Here is a 14,980-nt window from a genome sequence, read left to right as displayed (position 1 = left end):
TTTCGTTCTGATGCAGTCAGATTTGGCCCCGATCTGGTCTGCTACAGGTACTCGCGCTTGTCCTTGAACTCGCACAGATCCTCAATGCTGCAGGCCCCGCACTTGGGCTTGCGGGCAGTGCAGGTATAGCGTCCATGCAGGATCAGCCAGTGGTGGGCGTCCAGCAGGAATTCCTTTGGCACCAGCCGCATTAGGCGTTGTTCTACCTCCAGCACATTCTTGCCGGGGGCAATGCCAGTTCGGTTGGAAACCCGGAAAATGTGGGTGTCCACCGCCATGGCCATGTGCCCGAATGCGGTATTGAGCACCACGTTCGCGGTCTTGCGGCCGACACCGGGCAGGGCCTCCAGGTCTTCCCGACGCTCAGGCACCTGGCTGCCGTGCTTCTCGATCAGAATGCGGCAGGTTTTGATGACATTTACGGCCTTGCTGTTAAACAGGCCGATGGTCTTGATGTACTCCTTCAGCCCATCCACGCCCAAGGCCAGGATGGCTTCTGGTGTGTTGGCGACCGGGTACAGTTTGTCGGTGGCCTTGTTTACCCCAACGTCGGTAGCCTGGGCCGACAGGATCACCGCAATCAGAAGCTCGAACGGTGTGTTGTAGTTAAGCTCCGTGGTGGGGTTGGGGTTTGCATCTCGCAACCGGGTAAAGATTTCGGTTCGTTTCTGTTTATTCATAGGAGCTGAGTTTCACCTTACCTGCGAATCAGGACACGTTGCCGGTTACCCGGACCCGCTTGCTGCCGCTGGCGGTTGGGGTGGGTTCGGCGAGCTTACGGCGGGCTTCCAGGTGGTTGTCGATGCCGTTCTTGAGTGCGATCAGCAGGCCAAGGCCAACAAAGGCACCGGGTGGCAGCACCATGAACAGGACATCCGGATAGCTCTCGAATGGGCGAATAACCCAGTCTGCGGCCGCCGGACCTAGCAGCAGGTTCATGTCCACGAACAGGGTGCCCTGGCCAATCAGCTCGCGCATGCCGCCAAGCAGCACCAGCACAACCAGGAAACCCAGACCCATCATGACGCCATCAAGCAGCGCCGGTCCCGGACTGGTTTTCGAGGCAAAAGCATCGGCCCGGCCCAGAATCGCGCAGTTGGTGACGATCAGCGGAATGAAGATACCGAGAATCTGGTACAGCTCGTAGGTGAACGCCTGCATCAGCAGCTCGGCGCAGGTTACGAAGGAGGCGATGATCATCACGAAGGCCGGTAGCCGCACCGACTCGCCAACAAAGTTGCGGATCAGGGACACGGCAAGGTTCGAGCCCATCAGCACCATCAGCGTTGCCAGACCCAGGCCAATGGCGTTGACGACGGTGCTGGTGACTGCCAGCAGGGGGCACAGGCCCAGCACCTGAACCAGGGCCGGGTTGTTGGTCCATAGACCGTCACGGATGATCTCGCGGGAGGTTTTGCTGGCCATGTCAGGAATGCTCCGCTGTGGTGGCTTGTCCGGCGATGGCTTCCGGTGTCAGGGCTTTGTTTCGGGGCGAGGGCGCTGCGTTGACCCGCGACCGGATCACCTCCTGATTCAGGCGGAAATAAACCAGTGCCTCTTTCACCGCCTTGACCACGGCTCGTGGCGTGATGGTGGCGCCGGTAAACTGGTCAAACACGCCGCCGTTCTTTTTGACGGTCCAGTCACGGAGCGGGGGCTCGCCCAGGGCGCGGCCATCGAAGCTGGTAATCCAGCCTGATTTCTTCAACTCAATCCGGTCGCCCAGGCCCGGGGTTTCCTTGTGGCTGGTAACGCGGACACCCAGCACGGTTCCCTGCAGGTCGATGCCCACCAGCAACCGGATATTCCCGGAATAGCCGTCCGGCGCCACAATTGGCAGGATCAGGCCCGTCGGCTCGCCGTTCTGGCGTGCTACCCACGCCGTCATCTCACCGTCGGTGGCGAGGATGTCACTCGATGGAAGTGCAATGGTATCCCGCAGTAACTCGTTATCGTGGGCACTCTCGGGAATAATCTCGAACAGCGCCTTGGCTTCGGCTCGTGCCGCCTGCTCCTGAATCCGCTCAGAAGTAAGTGCCTGAGTCACCGCGATGGTGCCGCCGGTAATCACCGCAAACAGCCCAAGACCCACGGCGCTGCGGCGTACGGAGTGTGCCAGTGAAGCCATGATTTACCCCTGAGTCCTGCCGGGCACACCGCGCCTGGCCTTGTGGTGGCCATAGGTGCGGGGCGGCGTGTAGTGATCGATGAACGGCACCGCGAAATTCATCAGCAGCACGCTGAAGGCCACGGCATCGGGATAGCTGCCCCAGGTGCGGATGAGGTAGATCAGAACGCCAATGCCCGCACCGTAGATCAGTTTGCCCTGGTGGCTGGTGGCGGCCGAGACCGGGTCGGTGGCGATGAAGAAGGCGCCCAGCATGGTGCCGCCGGCCAGCAGGTGCAGCGACAGCGGCGCATACTGGTCGGCGTTGCTGCCGAACGCCAGGCTCATGATCGCCAGCCCGGCAAGAACGCTGACGGGAATGTGCCAGGTAATGATCCGCAGGCCAATCAGCACCAGGCCGCCGGCCAGAAAGGCTGCATTCACCCACTCCCAGCCCCGGGCAACGCCGTCACCGAAACTGGGGTGGCTGGTTACCTCTGCGGCAGTGAGGCTGCCGATCTTGTGTTTGTATTCATCCAGCGGGGTTGCCATGGTCCAGCCATCAACAACGGTCTGCTGGACCGATGCGATGGCACGCAAAGTGTCGGTGAAGCTTGGGGCGCCTTGCCAGAGCAGGGCGGGATCGGCCCAGTTGGTGGTCATGGCCACCGGGAAGGAGATCAGTACCAGCGCGTAGCCCACCATCGCCGGGTTAAACGGATTGGAGCCCAGGCCGCCATAAAGCTGTTTGGCCATCACGATGGCCGAGATAACGGCAATGCCCGACACCCACCAGGGCGCAAATTGGGGCAGCGAGAGCCCCAGCAACAGGCCGGTCACCGCAGCGGTGTTGTCTTTCAGGAAGAACGCTATGGGCTTGTTCCGGAGCTTCAGGATTGCCGCTTCACTGGCCAATGCGACGGCAATGCACCACACCACGTTGATCAGGTTGCCCCAACCAAAGAACAGTGTCTGCGCGAGCAGGCCGGGCAGCGCCGCCAGGATCACCCAGAGCATGACCTGTGAGGTCGACCGGGCGCGGCGGGCATGGGGTGAGGACTGTTGCGCAAATGCCATGAATAGTGAGCCTGAGATCGGTTAGTCGGGTGATTGGGTTTCGGTGTTCCGGGCCAGCTGCTCGCGGGCTTCGGTCAGCGCTTTTTGCGCGCGGTCTACCCGGTCGTGATTCTTGGCAACGGCCCGTTCCAGTTTGTCCACGTTGTCGGCCTGCTGAGCCTTGGCGTCTTCCAGCATGCCCTGCATGGTTTCAAGTTTTGCCTGGGCCTGGGTTAACTGTTTTTCCAATGCCTCAAGATCTGGCTTCTCCACCGCCGGCTCCGAAGGGGCAGCGGCAGGTTCCTTGGCGGTCGCGGCAGCCTCGGTCTTAGCCTTTTTGCGAGCGAGGGCCTGCTGCACCAACGCCGCCTTGGCGGATCGTTCGTCCACAGCCTCGCCCTCGGCAGCTGCCTTCTCGGCTTCGGCCTTTTTCTTCGCCTGGGCTTCGGCTGCAGCCTTGGCGCGCTCTTTGCGCCGTTGTTCTTTTTCCTGCTGTTCCCGTTCCAGGCGCTCCTGGCGCGCTTCGAAACGCTCTCGGGCACGGTCGGCCTTCAGCTGCTCCGCCCGCTGCACGCGGATTTCACCCTTGGCATAGCGGTAATACTGGACCAGCGGAATGGAGCTGGGGCAGACGTAGGAACAGGCCCCGCACTCGATGCAGTCGAACAGATTGAGGTGTTCAGCCTTTTCAAACTCGGTGGCCTTGGAGTACCAGAACAGTTGCTGCGGCAACAGTTCCATGGGGCAGGCCTCGGCACACATGCCGCAGCGAATGCAGGCCTGCTCCGGTGGTGGTGCCGGCAGCTCGCTGGCGGTGGCGGCGATGACACAATTGCTGGTTTTAACGATGGGCACGGCGGTGGTGGTCAGGATGTAACCCATCATCGGACCGCCCATCACCAGCCGGTTAACCTGATCCGGCTGCAGACCGGCTTGCTCCAGCAGGTGCTGGACCGGCGTGCCGATAAGAGCCTCGAAATTACCGGGCTCGCGCACCGCCTCACCGGTGATGGTAATGGTGCGTGAGATCAACGGCTTGCCTTCAACGATCAGCTGGGAAATCGCCACCGCTGTGCCGATGTTCTGGCACATCACCCCGATATCCGCGGGAATGCCTCCGCTGGGCACTTCCATACCGGTGAGGATCTGTATCAACTGTTTTTCGCCACCCGAGGGGTACTTGGTCGGAATGACCGCCATTTCTATCTGGGTGCCTTCTGTGGCGGCCCTGAGCGCGGCAATGGCCTCAGGCTTGTTGTCTTCGATGCCAATCACGCAGCGTTCGGGCCGCAGCAGCCACGCCATCACCTTAAACCCAGCCAAGACCTCCCCGGCCCGCTCGCGCATGGTCATGTCATCAGCTGTAATGTAGGGCTCGCACTCGGCACCGTTCAAGATCAGCGTTGCCACCTTACGATCCCGGGGCGGTCGCAGTTTGATGTCGGTGGGGAAGCCGGCGCCGCCAAGGCCTGCGATGCCGGCGTCGCGAATCATATCCAGGACCTGATCCCGTTCCAGGCTGCGGTAGTCGGCAACCGGTTGCAGCTCAACCCACTGATCTTCGCCGTCGGGGCGAAGGGTAATGCACCAGTCGGTCATGCCGGACGGGTGTGGCACCGGCAGCTGGGCAATGCTCTCAATAATCCCGGAGGTCGGGGCATGCACCGGCACGCCCAGGCCATTGGTGACGTCGGCAATCTTCTCGCCTTTCAGCACCCGGTCGCCAACCTTGACCAGGGCGGTGGCCGGCTCGCCGATATGTTGCTGCAGGGGCAGAATCAGGTGCTCAGGCAGAACGGCTGCCCGGATTGGCCGGGCAGTGGACTGGTGCTTGTTCTCGTCCGGATGGATGCCGCCACTGAAATCCCATAATTGCGTCATCAGGCACTGGCTCCCTGGCGATCGGTGGCAATCACGCCATTGGCGGGTGGTGTCCAGGTCCAGGTCCGAATGTCGGGCTCGATGGTGATCATATCAATGCAGTCGACCGGGCAGGGATCGACGCACAGGTCGCAGCCGGTGCACTCGCTCTCAATGACCGTGTGCATGTGCTTGGCGGCGCCAAGGATGGCGTCAACGGGGCAGGCCTGGATGCACTTGGTGCATCCGATGCATTCGTCTTCGCGAATCACCGCCACACGCTTGGCCTGTTCGACACCGTGTTCGGCATCCAGGGGCTGGGGCTCGACATCGAGCAGGTCGGCCAGCGCCTTGATGGTGGATTCACCGCCGGGAGGACACTTGTTGATGGCATCGCCATCGGCAATGGATTCGGCGTACGGACGGCAGCCGGGAAAGCCACACTGGCCGCATTGGGTTTGAGGCAGTAGCGAATCAATCTGCTCCACCAGGGGATTACCCTCAACCCGGAATCGCTCCGCGGCAAAGCCCAACAGGCCACCAAAGACCATGGCCAGAGCCAGCAGAACCAGAACAGCAATGATAATGCCCGTCCACATACAACCCGTCTCCGTTACACGCTGACCAGGCCGGTAAAGCCCAGGAACGCCAGCGACATCAAGCCTGCGGTTACCATGCCAATGGCGGCGCCCCGGAAGGCCACCGGTACATCAGACACTGCAATGCGCTCACGCATGGCCGCGAACAGCACCAGTACCAGGGAGAAGCCGGCGGCAGCGCCGAAGCCGTACAGGACCGACTCAACAAAGTTGTTGTTCTTGTTGAGGTTCAGCAGTGCCACACCGAGTACCGCGCAGTTCGTGGTGATCAACGGCAGAAAAATGCCTAGCACCCGGTACAGTAGCGGGCTGGTCTTGCGCACCACCATTTCAGTGAACTGGACTACCACCGCGATCACCAGAATAAAGGTGATGGTTTTCAGGAACGCCAGGTCCAGCGGTGCCAGCAGATAGGTGTAGGCGAGGTAACTGCACACCGATGACAAAGTCAGCACAAAGGTGGTCGCCAGCGACATGCCCATGGCAGTTTCCAGCTTGCCCGAAACCCCCATGAAGGGGCACAGGCCGAGAAACTGCACCAGCACGAAGTTGTTGACCAAAATGGTGCTGACCAGAATCAGCAAATACTCTGTCATCGGAGCGTCTCCGCCGTTGTCAGTGCGTGCTCAGCACTTACATAATCCGCATGCCGGGCGTGGCGCCGGAATCAGGCGAGAGGATGAAGATGTCCTCACCACCTGGCCCTGCGGCCAGTACCATGCCTTCGGACATGCCAAACTTCATCTTCCGTGGCTTCAGGTTGGCGACCATCGCAGTCAGTCGTCCTTCCAGATCCTCGGGTTTGTAGGCCGACTTGATGCCCGCAAACACATTGCGCTCACCTTCGCCAATGTCCAGGGTCAGGCGCAGCAGCTTGTCGGCACCTTCAACGTGTTCTGCTCTGACAATCTTGGCGACCCGAAGGTCCACTTTCGCGAAATCGCCAAATTCAATCTCGTCCGCCACGGGCTCCAGATCTGCCTTGGCCTCTGGCGCAGGTTTCCCGGTTGCCGCCGGCAGCTCTTCCTTGGAAGCGTCGAGCATTTTCTCAATCTGTGCCATGTCCACCCGGTTCATCAGTGGCTTGAACTTGTTGATGCCGTGATTCTCCAGACGCTGCTCCCGGCCATTCCAATCCAGTTTGGCATTCAGGAAGGCTTCGGAGGCCTTGGCGGTTTCCGGCAGCACCGGCGCCAGGTAGGTCATCAGCAGGTGGAACATGTTGATGGCGTTGGTGCAGATGGCCTGCAGGTTCTCGTCCTGGCCTTCCTGCTTGGCAATCACCCAGGGCTGCTCGTCGTTGACGTACTGGTTGGCGATATCCGCCAGTTCCATGATCCGACGCATGGCGCGGCCGAATTCCCGGGCCTCAAAAAAGTCCTCGATTTCCTTGCCGGCGTCCACGAACTCGCGGATCTTGTCGTGTTCGGTGACTTTGCCCAGCTGTCCGTCGAAGCGCTTGGTGATGAAGCCGGCGCTACGGCTGGCAATGTTGACCACCTTGCCGACCAGATCCGAGTTCACCCGGGCCGCGAAGTCTTCCAGGTTCAGGTCCATGTCATCCACACCACCGGTGAGCTTGGCGGCGAAGTAGTAGCGCAGGTACTCCGGGTTCAGATGGTCCAGGTAGGTGCGGGCCATGATGAAGGTGCCGCGGGACTTGGACATCTTCTTGCCGTTCACGGTTACAAAGCCGTGGGCCCAGACCGCGGTGGGCGTCCGGAAACCGGCGTCGTGCAGCATGGACGGCCAGAACAGTGCGTGGAAGTTGATGATGTCCTTGCCGATGAAGTGATACACCTCGGCGGTGGAATCGGCCTTCCAGAAGTGCTCGAAATCGATGTTCTCGCGGTTACACAGGTTTTTGAAGCTGGCAAGGTAGCCAATAGGCGCGTCCAGCCAGACATAGAAGTACTTGCCCGGTGCGTCTGGAATCTCAAAGCCGAAGTAGGGCGCATCCCGGCTGATGTCCCATTCCTGCAGACCGGCGTCCAGCCACTCGGCGAGCTTGTTGGCAACCTGGGGCTGAAGTGTGCCGCTGCGGGTCCAGTTGGCCAGGAAATCGGCGAAATCGGGCAGCTTGAAGAAGTAGTGCTCGGACTCTTTCTCAATCGGCGTGGCACCGGATACGGCCGAACGCGGGTTGATCAGCTCGGCCGGGGTGTAAGTGGCACCACAGGCCTCACAGTTATCGCCGTATTGGTCCTCGGTCTTGCACTTCGGGCAGGTGCCCTTGATGAAGCGGTCGGCCAGGAACATGTTCTTTTCCGGGTCGAAGGACTGGGTAATCTTGCGCGTGGCAATGTGCCCGTTTTCCTGCAACTGACGGTAAATGTACTCGGAGAACTGACGGTTCTCCTCCGAGTGGGTGGTGTAATAGTTGTCGAACCGGATATGGAAGCCGGCAAAGTCCTGCTGGTGCTCATCGCGAATGCGGTCAATCAGCTCCTCGGAGGTGATGCCTTCGCGCTCGGCGCGGAGCATAATGGCAGTACCGTGGGCATCATCGGCGCAAACGTAGTAGCAGTTCTGGCCCCGCATATTCTGGTAACGCACCCAGATGTCGGTCTGAATATACTCCAGCAGATGGCCCAGATGAATGGGGCCGTTGGCGTAGGGCAGGGCGCTGGTGACCAGGATATCGCGCTGTTGCTTTGGACTCGCTTGCGTCATGGTGTGTCCGAACCTTTCTTCAGAATAGGGGTTGTGTGGTCAGAAACGGGCACAGATGATACCTTCCGAGCAGATATTTTTCACCCGAATCCCCTGTTTCCATGCTTAAAATGAAGCATGAGCTTATTCCGGAGAACCCGATGACACAGATTTCAGAGCAGGCCCTGCAAACGGCGATTCGCGAATACCGCGATCCGTATCTCCAGAAGGACCTGTACGAACTGGATGCCGTAAAGGCCCTGAACACCGATGAGGCGGGCAAAGTCACGCTGATGGTCGAGTTGCCGTACCCGTCCAAAGGTATTGCTGGCGCACTGAAGCAGTTGGTGTCGGTGGCTTTGGAAAACGTGGACGGCGTTGAAAGCGCCGAGGTTCACGTGGGCCAGAAGATCCACTCGTACAAAGTGCAGAAAGAACTGCCATCGGTGCCGGGTGTGAAGAACATTATTGCCGTGGCCTCCGGCAAGGGCGGCGTTGGCAAATCCACCACCGCCGTCAACCTGGCCCTTGCCCTGCAGGCCGAAGGTGCTCGCGTGGGCATCCTGGACGCCGACATCTACGGCCCAAGCATCGGCATGATGCTGGGCGTGCCCGAAGGCAAGCGCCCGGACACCCGTGAAAACAAATACTTCGTGCCCATGGAAGCCCACGGCCTTCAGGCGAACTCCATGGCCTTCGTGGTCACCGACAAAACCCCCATGGTCTGGCGTGGGCCAATGGTCAGCGGCGCGGTCATGCAACTGCTGCAGCAGACCCTGTGGAACGAGCTCGACTACCTGATCGTCGACATGCCCCCGGGCACTGGCGACATCCAGCTTACCCTGGCCCAGAAAGTCCCGGTCACCGGCGCGGTAATCGTCACCACACCCCAGGACATTGCCCTGCTGGACGGCAAGAAAGGCATCGAGATGTTCCGTAAAGTGGATATTCCGGTGCTGGGTGTGGTCGAGAACATGAGCGTGCACATCTGCAGCAACTGCGGCCACGAAGAGCCCCTGTTCGGCCACGGTGGCGGCGAGCGCATCGCCGACGAATACGACACCACCCTGCTGGGCCAGCTGCCCCTGCACATGACCATCCGCGAACAGACCGACGGCGGCCAGCCCTCGGTGGTGGCCGAGCCGGATTCCGAAGTGGCGCGCCGCTACCGGGACATTGCCCGCCGGGTTGGTGCGGAGCTGTCCACCCGTGAGCGTAACCTGTCCGGTTCGATCTCCAGCGTGTCCGTTACCGAACACTGATTGAGAGAGGCTTCGGGTCAGAGGTTCCAGCTTCGATCGCGGGCGCAGGATAAGCCGATCAAAAATCTCGTAGGCCATGGAAGGCCGGAGAGAAGCACACAGGGACGTGCTCGTCGCGGTTTTTGGTCGGCTTATGCTGTGCCTGCAGCCACCGAAACACAGATGCCATAGGGCTTCGACACAACTCCGAGTAACGGGTAAACTACGCCCCAATTTTTCCAGTGAACACGAGACGTCACCCATGAGCATCAAATCCGACAAGTGGATTCGCCGAATGTCCGAGCAGCAGGGCATGATCGAGCCGTTCGAAAGCGGTCAGGTCCGTGAATCCGAAAAAGGCCGTGTTATCTCCTACGGCACCTCCAGTTACGGTTACGACGTACGCTGCAGCAACGAATTCAAAATCTTCACCAACGTTCACTCCGCCACCGTCGACCCCAAGAACTTCGACGAAAACAGCTTCGTGAACTACACCGGTGACGTCTGCATCATTCCGCCGAACTCCTTCGCCCTGGCGCGCACCGTCGAGTACTTCCGCATCCCGCGCAGCGTACTCACCATCTGCCTGGGCAAATCCACCTACGCTCGCTGCGGTATCATTGTGAACGTCACGCCGCTGGAGCCGGAGTGGGAAGGCCAGGTGACCCTGGAATTCTCCAACACCACCAACCTGCCGGCGAAAATCTACGCCAACGAAGGTGTGGCGCAGATGCTGTTCTTCGAATCCGATGAAGTCTGCGAAACCAGCTACAAAGACCGGGGCGGCAAATACTTGGGCCAGACCGGCGTGACCCTGCCCAGGACATGAACGCCAACCAGTTTCTGAAAGCCGTTTCCCAGCTGCAGGGATGGCGCGAATGCGCCTTCCTGCTGTCGCTCGCCGAGCGCTCATTCCCCAACTACGCCCTGTTTGCCGATGCCGTTGGCCTGAAAACCGGCGCCAAGATGCGGCAGATGCTGGATCAGGGCTGGGGCATGCTGCAAGAGGATGTCGCCGAATCCGCCATCCCCCAGCTCCTGGCCAAGCTTGAGGCCCTGTCTCCGGATGTGGAAGCCTACGACGCCTATGGCGTGTACCCGGCCTTCGATTTTTGCCAGCTGCTGGAGCAGGCCCTGCTGAATCGCCTGAACCCGGCCAAGCATCGCGCCACCGAAGCTTCCCAGATAGCCACCGGCACGGTGATGAGCTTCATCGAGATGTCCGAGGGCGACGAGCTCGATGAAGACGGACTGGTGCGCCTGCTGGAGGTGCACCCGTTGATGAAAGAAGACAAAGCCTTTCAGCGTGAACTGGTGCTGGCCCTGAAGCGTCAGCGCACGCCCACGCAGCAGTTTACCGAAGGCCTCCGCATCGACGCCGCCAACGACGGCATCAGCAATCTTGGCATTTCCCTGACCGAATAACGGCACAGCAAGCCGCTCGCCAAAAGAGCGGCTAGACTGTCGCTGCCACAGAACGATAAATTTACCGGGTGTGCATAACGGATTTTTCGCCATGAAGCTCTCTGCATTTGGTCGCAAGTTCACCGCCGATGCCGGCATAACCTCATTGATGGATGATCTCGGAAACGCCATGGCGTCCGGTGACGACATGATCATGATGGGGGGCGGCAATCCCGGGCACATACCGGAAATCCAGGAGCGCGTGCAGGAAATTCTGGCCAACATCAGCCAGAGCGAATCCGACGTCCGTCGTTTGGTGGGAGTCTACGATCCGCCCCAGGGCGAAAAGCAGTTTGTTGCCGCGCTGGCAGAGCTGCTCAGCCGGGAATACGGTTGGGATCTGGAGCCTGAAAACATAGCCCTGACCAACGGCAGCCAGGCGGCCTTCTTCATGCTGTTCAACATGTTCGGGGGCGACTACGGTAACGGGCAGCACAAACATATCCTCTTGCCGCTGGCGCCGGAGTACATCGGTTACGCCGATGCCGGCATCGAACCGGGCCTATTCCGCGCCGTTCAGCCGGACATCTCCTTCACCGATGCCCACGAGTTCAAGTACCGGGTTGATTTCGACGCCGTGGAAGTGACCGGTGAAACCGGCGCCATTTGCGTGTCCCGGCCCACCAACCCCACTGGCAACGTGATCACCGACGACGAACTGGCGCGGCTGGAAGTTCTCGCTCGCGAGCACGACGTGCCGCTGATCGTTGACGGCGCCTACGGTATGCCATTCCCAAGCCTGTTGTTTGTAGACGCCGAGCCGACCTGGAATGAGCAGATTATTCTCTGCCTGAGCCTGTCCAAGCTGGGTATGCCCGCTGCCCGCACCGGCATCGTGATTGCCGCCAAACCGGTCATCAAAGCGCTGTCAGGAGTGAATGCGATCATGAACCTGGCTACTGGCAGTTTTGGCGCCATGCTGGCGGAACCGCTGGTTCGCTCCGGAGACCTGCTGTCACTGAGCCGCGACGTGGTGTGTCCGTTCTACAAGGCGAAGATGGAAAAAGCGGTGGCGGCGTTCCGTGACGCCATGGGCGAGGACAGTTGCCGCTGGTACATCCACAAGCCGGAAGGGGCCATGTTCTTGTGGCTGTGGTTCCCGGACCTGCCCATCACCAGTCTTGAGCTGTACGAGCGGCTGAAGGCGCGTGGTGTTCTGGTGGTGTCCGGTCACTATTTCTTCCCCGGCCTGCCCGAGGACGACTGGAGACACCGGCACGAATGCCTGCGGGTTACCTATTCCCAGGACGATGAACGGGTGGCAGTAGGGCTCCGGATTATTGCCGACGAGGTCAAGGCAGTCTGGGCGGAGGCGGGGAAGAGCGCCTAGCCGCCCAGGTCTGACCGGTTAAGCCGGAGTTCGTAGCGACTGCCGTCGGGTTCAGTCTGGAGCAGTCGCACCAGCAGGAAGTCTTCGTCCGGCGCAAACCACATCAGGGTTTCGCGCTTGGAACCTTCATCCCGTACTTTCTCGGCTTTCAACGTGGTGATGGAGCCCCGATTGGTTTTCATCGGCTCCTGATCGAGTACGGCGAATCGGTCTTCATCGTAATCGTCGCCATCAATCACCAGATAGGTGATGTCGCGCTTGCCGGATTTGATGTCCTGACTGAGCTGCAGTTGGAACCCGAGCGGGTCCAGCGCGCCTTCGCGTAGCTCCAGTTTGAACGGCTTGCCCTCATCCTTGCCAGTGGCGACTCCGGCATCCCAATCAAAATCAATGCTCTGTTCGCGATCCTTGATCAGGAAGCCCGATAGCCGGTAACGGTAGCGCAGCGGGATAACCTGGTTGTTTTCCCATTTCAGGATCAGGGATTCATCGATATTGGCGATGAACGAATCCACATCGGTCCGGTACAGCCAGACGTTCCCGTCTTTTCTGGTCAGTGTCCGCTTGGCGGTGCCGTTCAGGGTGATGCCCTTGTCCATGGCCGCGGTGTAGGTAACCTCATAGGGAGCAAGTTCGGCGCCGGGTTGCTGGGCGTCCTTGGGCGGCTGGTTGTCGGCAGAAGGCTGGCTGGCCAGAGTGGGAGCCGAGAACAGCGCAAGGGCCAGCAGGATGGCGGTTCGGCGGGTAGGAGGTTTTGTGGTCGTTCGATTCAAATGCATATCGGGTAACCCTAGAAAAGCTGTCTTTTATGGCGACAGTTTAGCGGGTTGCCCGATAGTGCAAGATGACAATACGTTCAGGGTGCGACTCAGTTATCAGGCAACCGCATCGGTTTTTTCAGTAATTCACCGTCGAAGGTCACGTAATCGCTGCCCAGCTGAATGCGGCCTTCGCAGAACCAGCGTACAACGATTGGGTAAAGGATGTGTTCCTTCTCCTGAACTTTTTCCGCCAGACTCTCGGCCGTGTCATCCGGTGCCACGGCCACCTCTGCCTGGGCAATAACCGGGCCGCCATCGAGCTCTTCGGTGACAAAGTGCACTGAAACGCCGTGCAGGGTGTCGCCGGCATCCAGGGCTCTCTGGTGGGTGTTCAGGCCGGTGTATTTCGGCAGCAGAGATGGATGGATGTTGAGCAACTGGCCGCGGAAGGCACGAACAAAGTCCGTGGTCAGGATCCGCATGAACCCGGCCAGGACCACCAGATCGGGGTTGTGGCGCCGGATTTCCTGCATAAGTGCACCATCGAACGCCTCCCGGGAGTCGTACTTGGTGTGGTCCACCACGAAGGTTTCGATGTGAGCCTTGGCCGCGCGTTCCAGTGCGAAGGCGTTTGGCCGGTTGCAGCCAACCGCAGCGATCTGGCCCGGGAAATCCCGCTCCCGGCTGGCCTCAATCAGCGCCTGCAGATTGGTGCCGCTGCCGGAAGCCAGAACGAGAATGGTGGGCAGGGGGGGCTGATCTGCATTCATGCCGACACAAGTCCCGGTGCGTAGCGCACAGTCGGTTCGTCGTCGAGGTTGTCAGCGCTTTCAACCACGCCGACCTGCCAGGCGTTTTCGCCCAGTGCTTTCAGGGTGTCCAGCGCCAGGTCTTTCTGCTCGGCCGGCACGCAGACAATCATGCCAATGCCGCAGTTAAAGGTGCGGTACATTTCTTCGTCAGCAACACCGCCGGCTTCCTTGAGCCACTGGAAAACCGGGGGCAGGGTCCAGCTGGCGGTGTCGATCGCCGCCACGCAACCGTTCGGAAGTACCCGGGGGATATTTTCTGGCAGCCCGCCGCCGGTGATGTGGGACATGGCGCGGACATCCACCTGACGGATCAGCTGCAGCAGGTTTTTAACGTAAATTCGGGTTGGCGCCATCAGGGCATTGGCCAGGGTAGTATCGCCCATGGGCTGGTCCAGATCGGCGTTGCTGACGTCAATGATCTTGCGAATCAGGGAATAGCCGTTGGAGTGGGGGCCGGAGGAACCCAGCGCCAGCAATACGTCGCCGCTCTGGACTTGGCTGCCGTCGATGATGTCAGCGCGTTCAGCGATACCAACGCAGAAGCCGGCCAGATCGTAATCGTCGCCTTCGTACATGCCTGGCATTTCCGCGGTTTCACCGCCTACCAGGGCGCACCCGGACTGTTCGCAGCCCTCGCCAATGCCTTCTACAACCTGGGCAGCAACGTCGACGTTGAGCTTGCCGGTTGCGTAGTAGTCCAGGAAAAACAGAGGCTCGGCACCACCCACGATCAGGTCGTTCACGCACATGGCCACCAGATCGATGCCGATGCTGTCGTGCTTTTGCAGCTGCATGGCCAAGCGCAGCTTTGTGCCCACGCCATCGGTTCCGGATACCAGCACGGGCTCCTTGTATCCAGCAGGGATGGAGACCATGGCGCCAAACCCGCCCAGGCCGCCTAGCACTTCGGGGCGTTTGGTGCGCGCGGCCGTCTGCTTGATGCGGTTTACGAGTTCGTTGCCTGCGTCAATGTCAACGCCGGCATCGCGGTAGGTCAGGGAGGGCTTCTGTTCGCTCATGGTGTGCTTTCACCGTTGGCCAATGGGTAAGGCGGCGGATTTTAACAGGTGAGGTGAGGCGCTCCAACCTGTTATTCCC

General features: G+C 60.2%; 15 protein-coding genes. 4 read left to right on the top strand and 11 right to left on the bottom strand.

Annotated features, from left to right (window positions below):
• Nucleotides 1-41 precede the first annotated feature (41 nt).
• Genes nth through metG form a run of 8 tightly spaced genes read right to left on the bottom strand, consistent with a single transcriptional unit; the run spans nucleotide 42 to nucleotide 8,295 of the window.
• On the bottom strand, nucleotides 42-680 hold the full coding sequence (gene nth / locus FGO67_RS13235; RefSeq protein WP_203301101.1) for an endonuclease III: 639 nt from the start codon (nucleotides 678-680) through the stop codon (nucleotides 42-44).
• 28 nt (nucleotides 681-708) lie between these two features.
• Nucleotides 709-1,425 (bottom strand): electron transport complex subunit E, encoded by a 717-nt coding sequence (locus tag FGO67_RS13230; protein WP_203301100.1) that lies wholly within the window; start codon nucleotides 1,423-1,425, stop codon nucleotides 709-711.
• 1 nt (nucleotide 1,426) lies between these two features.
• The gene (gene rsxG, locus FGO67_RS13225; RefSeq protein ID WP_203301099.1) at nucleotides 1,427-2,128 is read right to left on the bottom strand and encodes an electron transport complex subunit RsxG; all 702 of its coding nucleotides are present in this window, start codon (nucleotides 2,126-2,128) and stop codon (nucleotides 1,427-1,429) included.
• A 3-nt stretch (nucleotides 2,129-2,131) separates the two neighbouring features.
• A complete protein-coding gene (rsxD, locus tag FGO67_RS13220) occupies nucleotides 2,132-3,184 on the bottom strand; it encodes an electron transport complex subunit RsxD (RefSeq protein WP_203301098.1) in 1,053 nt (350 codons plus the stop codon).
• A 21-nt stretch (nucleotides 3,185-3,205) separates the two neighbouring features.
• Nucleotides 3,206-5,044, bottom strand: coding sequence for an electron transport complex subunit RsxC (rsxC, locus tag FGO67_RS13215; protein ID WP_203301097.1), 1,839 nt, complete (start codon nucleotides 5,042-5,044; stop codon nucleotides 3,206-3,208).
• A complete protein-coding gene (gene rsxB, locus FGO67_RS13210) occupies nucleotides 5,044-5,622 on the bottom strand; it encodes an electron transport complex subunit RsxB (protein WP_203301096.1) in 579 nt (192 codons plus the stop codon). Before rsxB ends, rsxC begins: the two co-directional genes overlap by 1 nt.
• Nucleotides 5,623-5,636: 14 nt before the next feature.
• Complete coding sequence (gene rsxA, locus FGO67_RS13205; protein WP_041342626.1) at nucleotides 5,637-6,218, bottom strand: electron transport complex subunit RsxA; 582 nt, start codon at nucleotides 6,216-6,218, stop codon at nucleotides 5,637-5,639.
• Between the two features lie 37 nt (nucleotides 6,219-6,255).
• Nucleotides 6,256-8,295 carry a methionine--tRNA ligase gene (metG, locus tag FGO67_RS13200; protein ID WP_203301095.1) on the bottom strand — a complete coding sequence of 680 codons (2,040 nt, stop codon included), beginning with the start codon at nucleotides 8,293-8,295 and terminating at the stop codon, nucleotides 6,256-6,258.
• 140 nt (nucleotides 8,296-8,435) lie between these two features.
• Between metG and apbC the strand changes: the two genes are divergently transcribed.
• The 4 genes from apbC to FGO67_RS13180 all read left to right on the top strand — a co-directional run bounded on the left by apbC (nucleotide 8,436) and on the right by FGO67_RS13180 (nucleotide 12,309).
• Nucleotides 8,436-9,536, top strand: a complete 1,101-nt coding sequence (gene apbC, locus FGO67_RS13195; RefSeq protein ID WP_203301094.1) for an iron-sulfur cluster carrier protein ApbC — start codon at nucleotides 8,436-8,438, stop codon at nucleotides 9,534-9,536.
• 241 nt (nucleotides 9,537-9,777) lie between these two features.
• On the top strand, nucleotides 9,778-10,344 hold the full coding sequence (gene dcd, locus FGO67_RS13190) for a dCTP deaminase (RefSeq protein ID WP_041342620.1): 567 nt from the start codon (nucleotides 9,778-9,780) through the stop codon (nucleotides 10,342-10,344).
• Entirely contained in the window at nucleotides 10,341-10,940 is a 600-nt protein-coding gene (locus FGO67_RS13185) for a YjaG family protein (protein ID WP_203301093.1), read from the top strand. Before dcd ends, FGO67_RS13185 begins: the two co-directional genes overlap by 4 nt.
• Nucleotides 10,941-11,031: 91 nt before the next feature.
• Complete coding sequence (locus FGO67_RS13180; RefSeq protein ID WP_203301092.1) at nucleotides 11,032-12,309, top strand: valine--pyruvate transaminase; 1,278 nt, start codon at nucleotides 11,032-11,034, stop codon at nucleotides 12,307-12,309.
• Here FGO67_RS13180 and FGO67_RS13175 read toward each other — a convergent pair.
• From FGO67_RS13175 to purM, 3 genes are all read right to left on the bottom strand, one after another.
• The gene (locus tag FGO67_RS13175; RefSeq protein WP_203301091.1) at nucleotides 12,306-13,088 is read right to left on the bottom strand and encodes a DUF3108 domain-containing protein; all 783 of its coding nucleotides are present in this window, start codon (nucleotides 13,086-13,088) and stop codon (nucleotides 12,306-12,308) included. The two genes, FGO67_RS13180 and FGO67_RS13175, sit on opposite strands and share 4 nt — an antisense overlap.
• An 89-nt stretch (nucleotides 13,089-13,177) precedes the next feature.
• On the bottom strand, nucleotides 13,178-13,840 hold the full coding sequence (purN, locus tag FGO67_RS13170) for a phosphoribosylglycinamide formyltransferase (protein ID WP_203301090.1): 663 nt from the start codon (nucleotides 13,838-13,840) through the stop codon (nucleotides 13,178-13,180).
• Nucleotides 13,837-14,901: a phosphoribosylformylglycinamidine cyclo-ligase gene (purM, locus tag FGO67_RS13165; protein ID WP_203301089.1), complete on the bottom strand. Its 1,065-nt coding sequence runs from the start codon at nucleotides 14,899-14,901 to the stop codon at nucleotides 13,837-13,839. Before purM ends, purN begins: the two co-directional genes overlap by 4 nt.
• Between the last annotated feature and the right edge of the window lie 79 nt (nucleotides 14,902-14,980).

This window comes from Marinobacter sediminum, from assembly GCF_016820575.1.
Classification (GTDB): domain Bacteria; phylum Pseudomonadota; class Gammaproteobacteria; order Pseudomonadales; family Oleiphilaceae; genus Marinobacter; species Marinobacter sediminum.
This window is presented reverse-complemented; position numbering and strand designations above follow the sequence as displayed.

Coding starts and splice junctions, on each gene's coding strand:
- nth (WP_203301101.1), bottom strand. CDS start 680: ATGAATAAACAGAAACGAACCGAAATCTTTACCCGGTTGCGAGATGCA.
- FGO67_RS13230 (WP_203301100.1), bottom strand. CDS start 1,425: ATGGCCAGCAAAACCTCCCGCGAGATCATCCGTGACGGTCTATGGACC.
- rsxG (WP_203301099.1), bottom strand. CDS start 2,128: ATGGCTTCACTGGCACACTCCGTACGCCGCAGCGCCGTGGGTCTTGGG.
- rsxD (WP_203301098.1), bottom strand. CDS start 3,184: ATGGCATTTGCGCAACAGTCCTCACCCCATGCCCGCCGCGCCCGGTCG.
- rsxC (WP_203301097.1), bottom strand. CDS start 5,044: ATGACGCAATTATGGGATTTCAGTGGCGGCATCCATCCGGACGAGAAC.
- rsxB (WP_203301096.1), bottom strand. CDS start 5,622: ATGTGGACGGGCATTATCATTGCTGTTCTGGTTCTGCTGGCTCTGGCC.
- rsxA (WP_041342626.1), bottom strand. CDS start 6,218: ATGACAGAGTATTTGCTGATTCTGGTCAGCACCATTTTGGTCAACAAC.
- metG (WP_203301095.1), bottom strand. CDS start 8,295: ATGACGCAAGCGAGTCCAAAGCAACAGCGCGATATCCTGGTCACCAGC.
- apbC (WP_203301094.1), top strand. CDS start 8,436: ATGACACAGATTTCAGAGCAGGCCCTGCAAACGGCGATTCGCGAATAC.
- dcd (WP_041342620.1), top strand. CDS start 9,778: ATGAGCATCAAATCCGACAAGTGGATTCGCCGAATGTCCGAGCAGCAG.
- FGO67_RS13185 (WP_203301093.1), top strand. CDS start 10,341: ATGAACGCCAACCAGTTTCTGAAAGCCGTTTCCCAGCTGCAGGGATGG.
- FGO67_RS13180 (WP_203301092.1), top strand. CDS start 11,032: ATGAAGCTCTCTGCATTTGGTCGCAAGTTCACCGCCGATGCCGGCATA.
- FGO67_RS13175 (WP_203301091.1), bottom strand. CDS start 13,088: ATGCATTTGAATCGAACGACCACAAAACCTCCTACCCGCCGAACCGCC.
- purN (WP_203301090.1), bottom strand. CDS start 13,840: ATGAATGCAGATCAGCCCCCCCTGCCCACCATTCTCGTTCTGGCTTCC.
- purM (WP_203301089.1), bottom strand. CDS start 14,901: ATGAGCGAACAGAAGCCCTCCCTGACCTACCGCGATGCCGGCGTTGAC.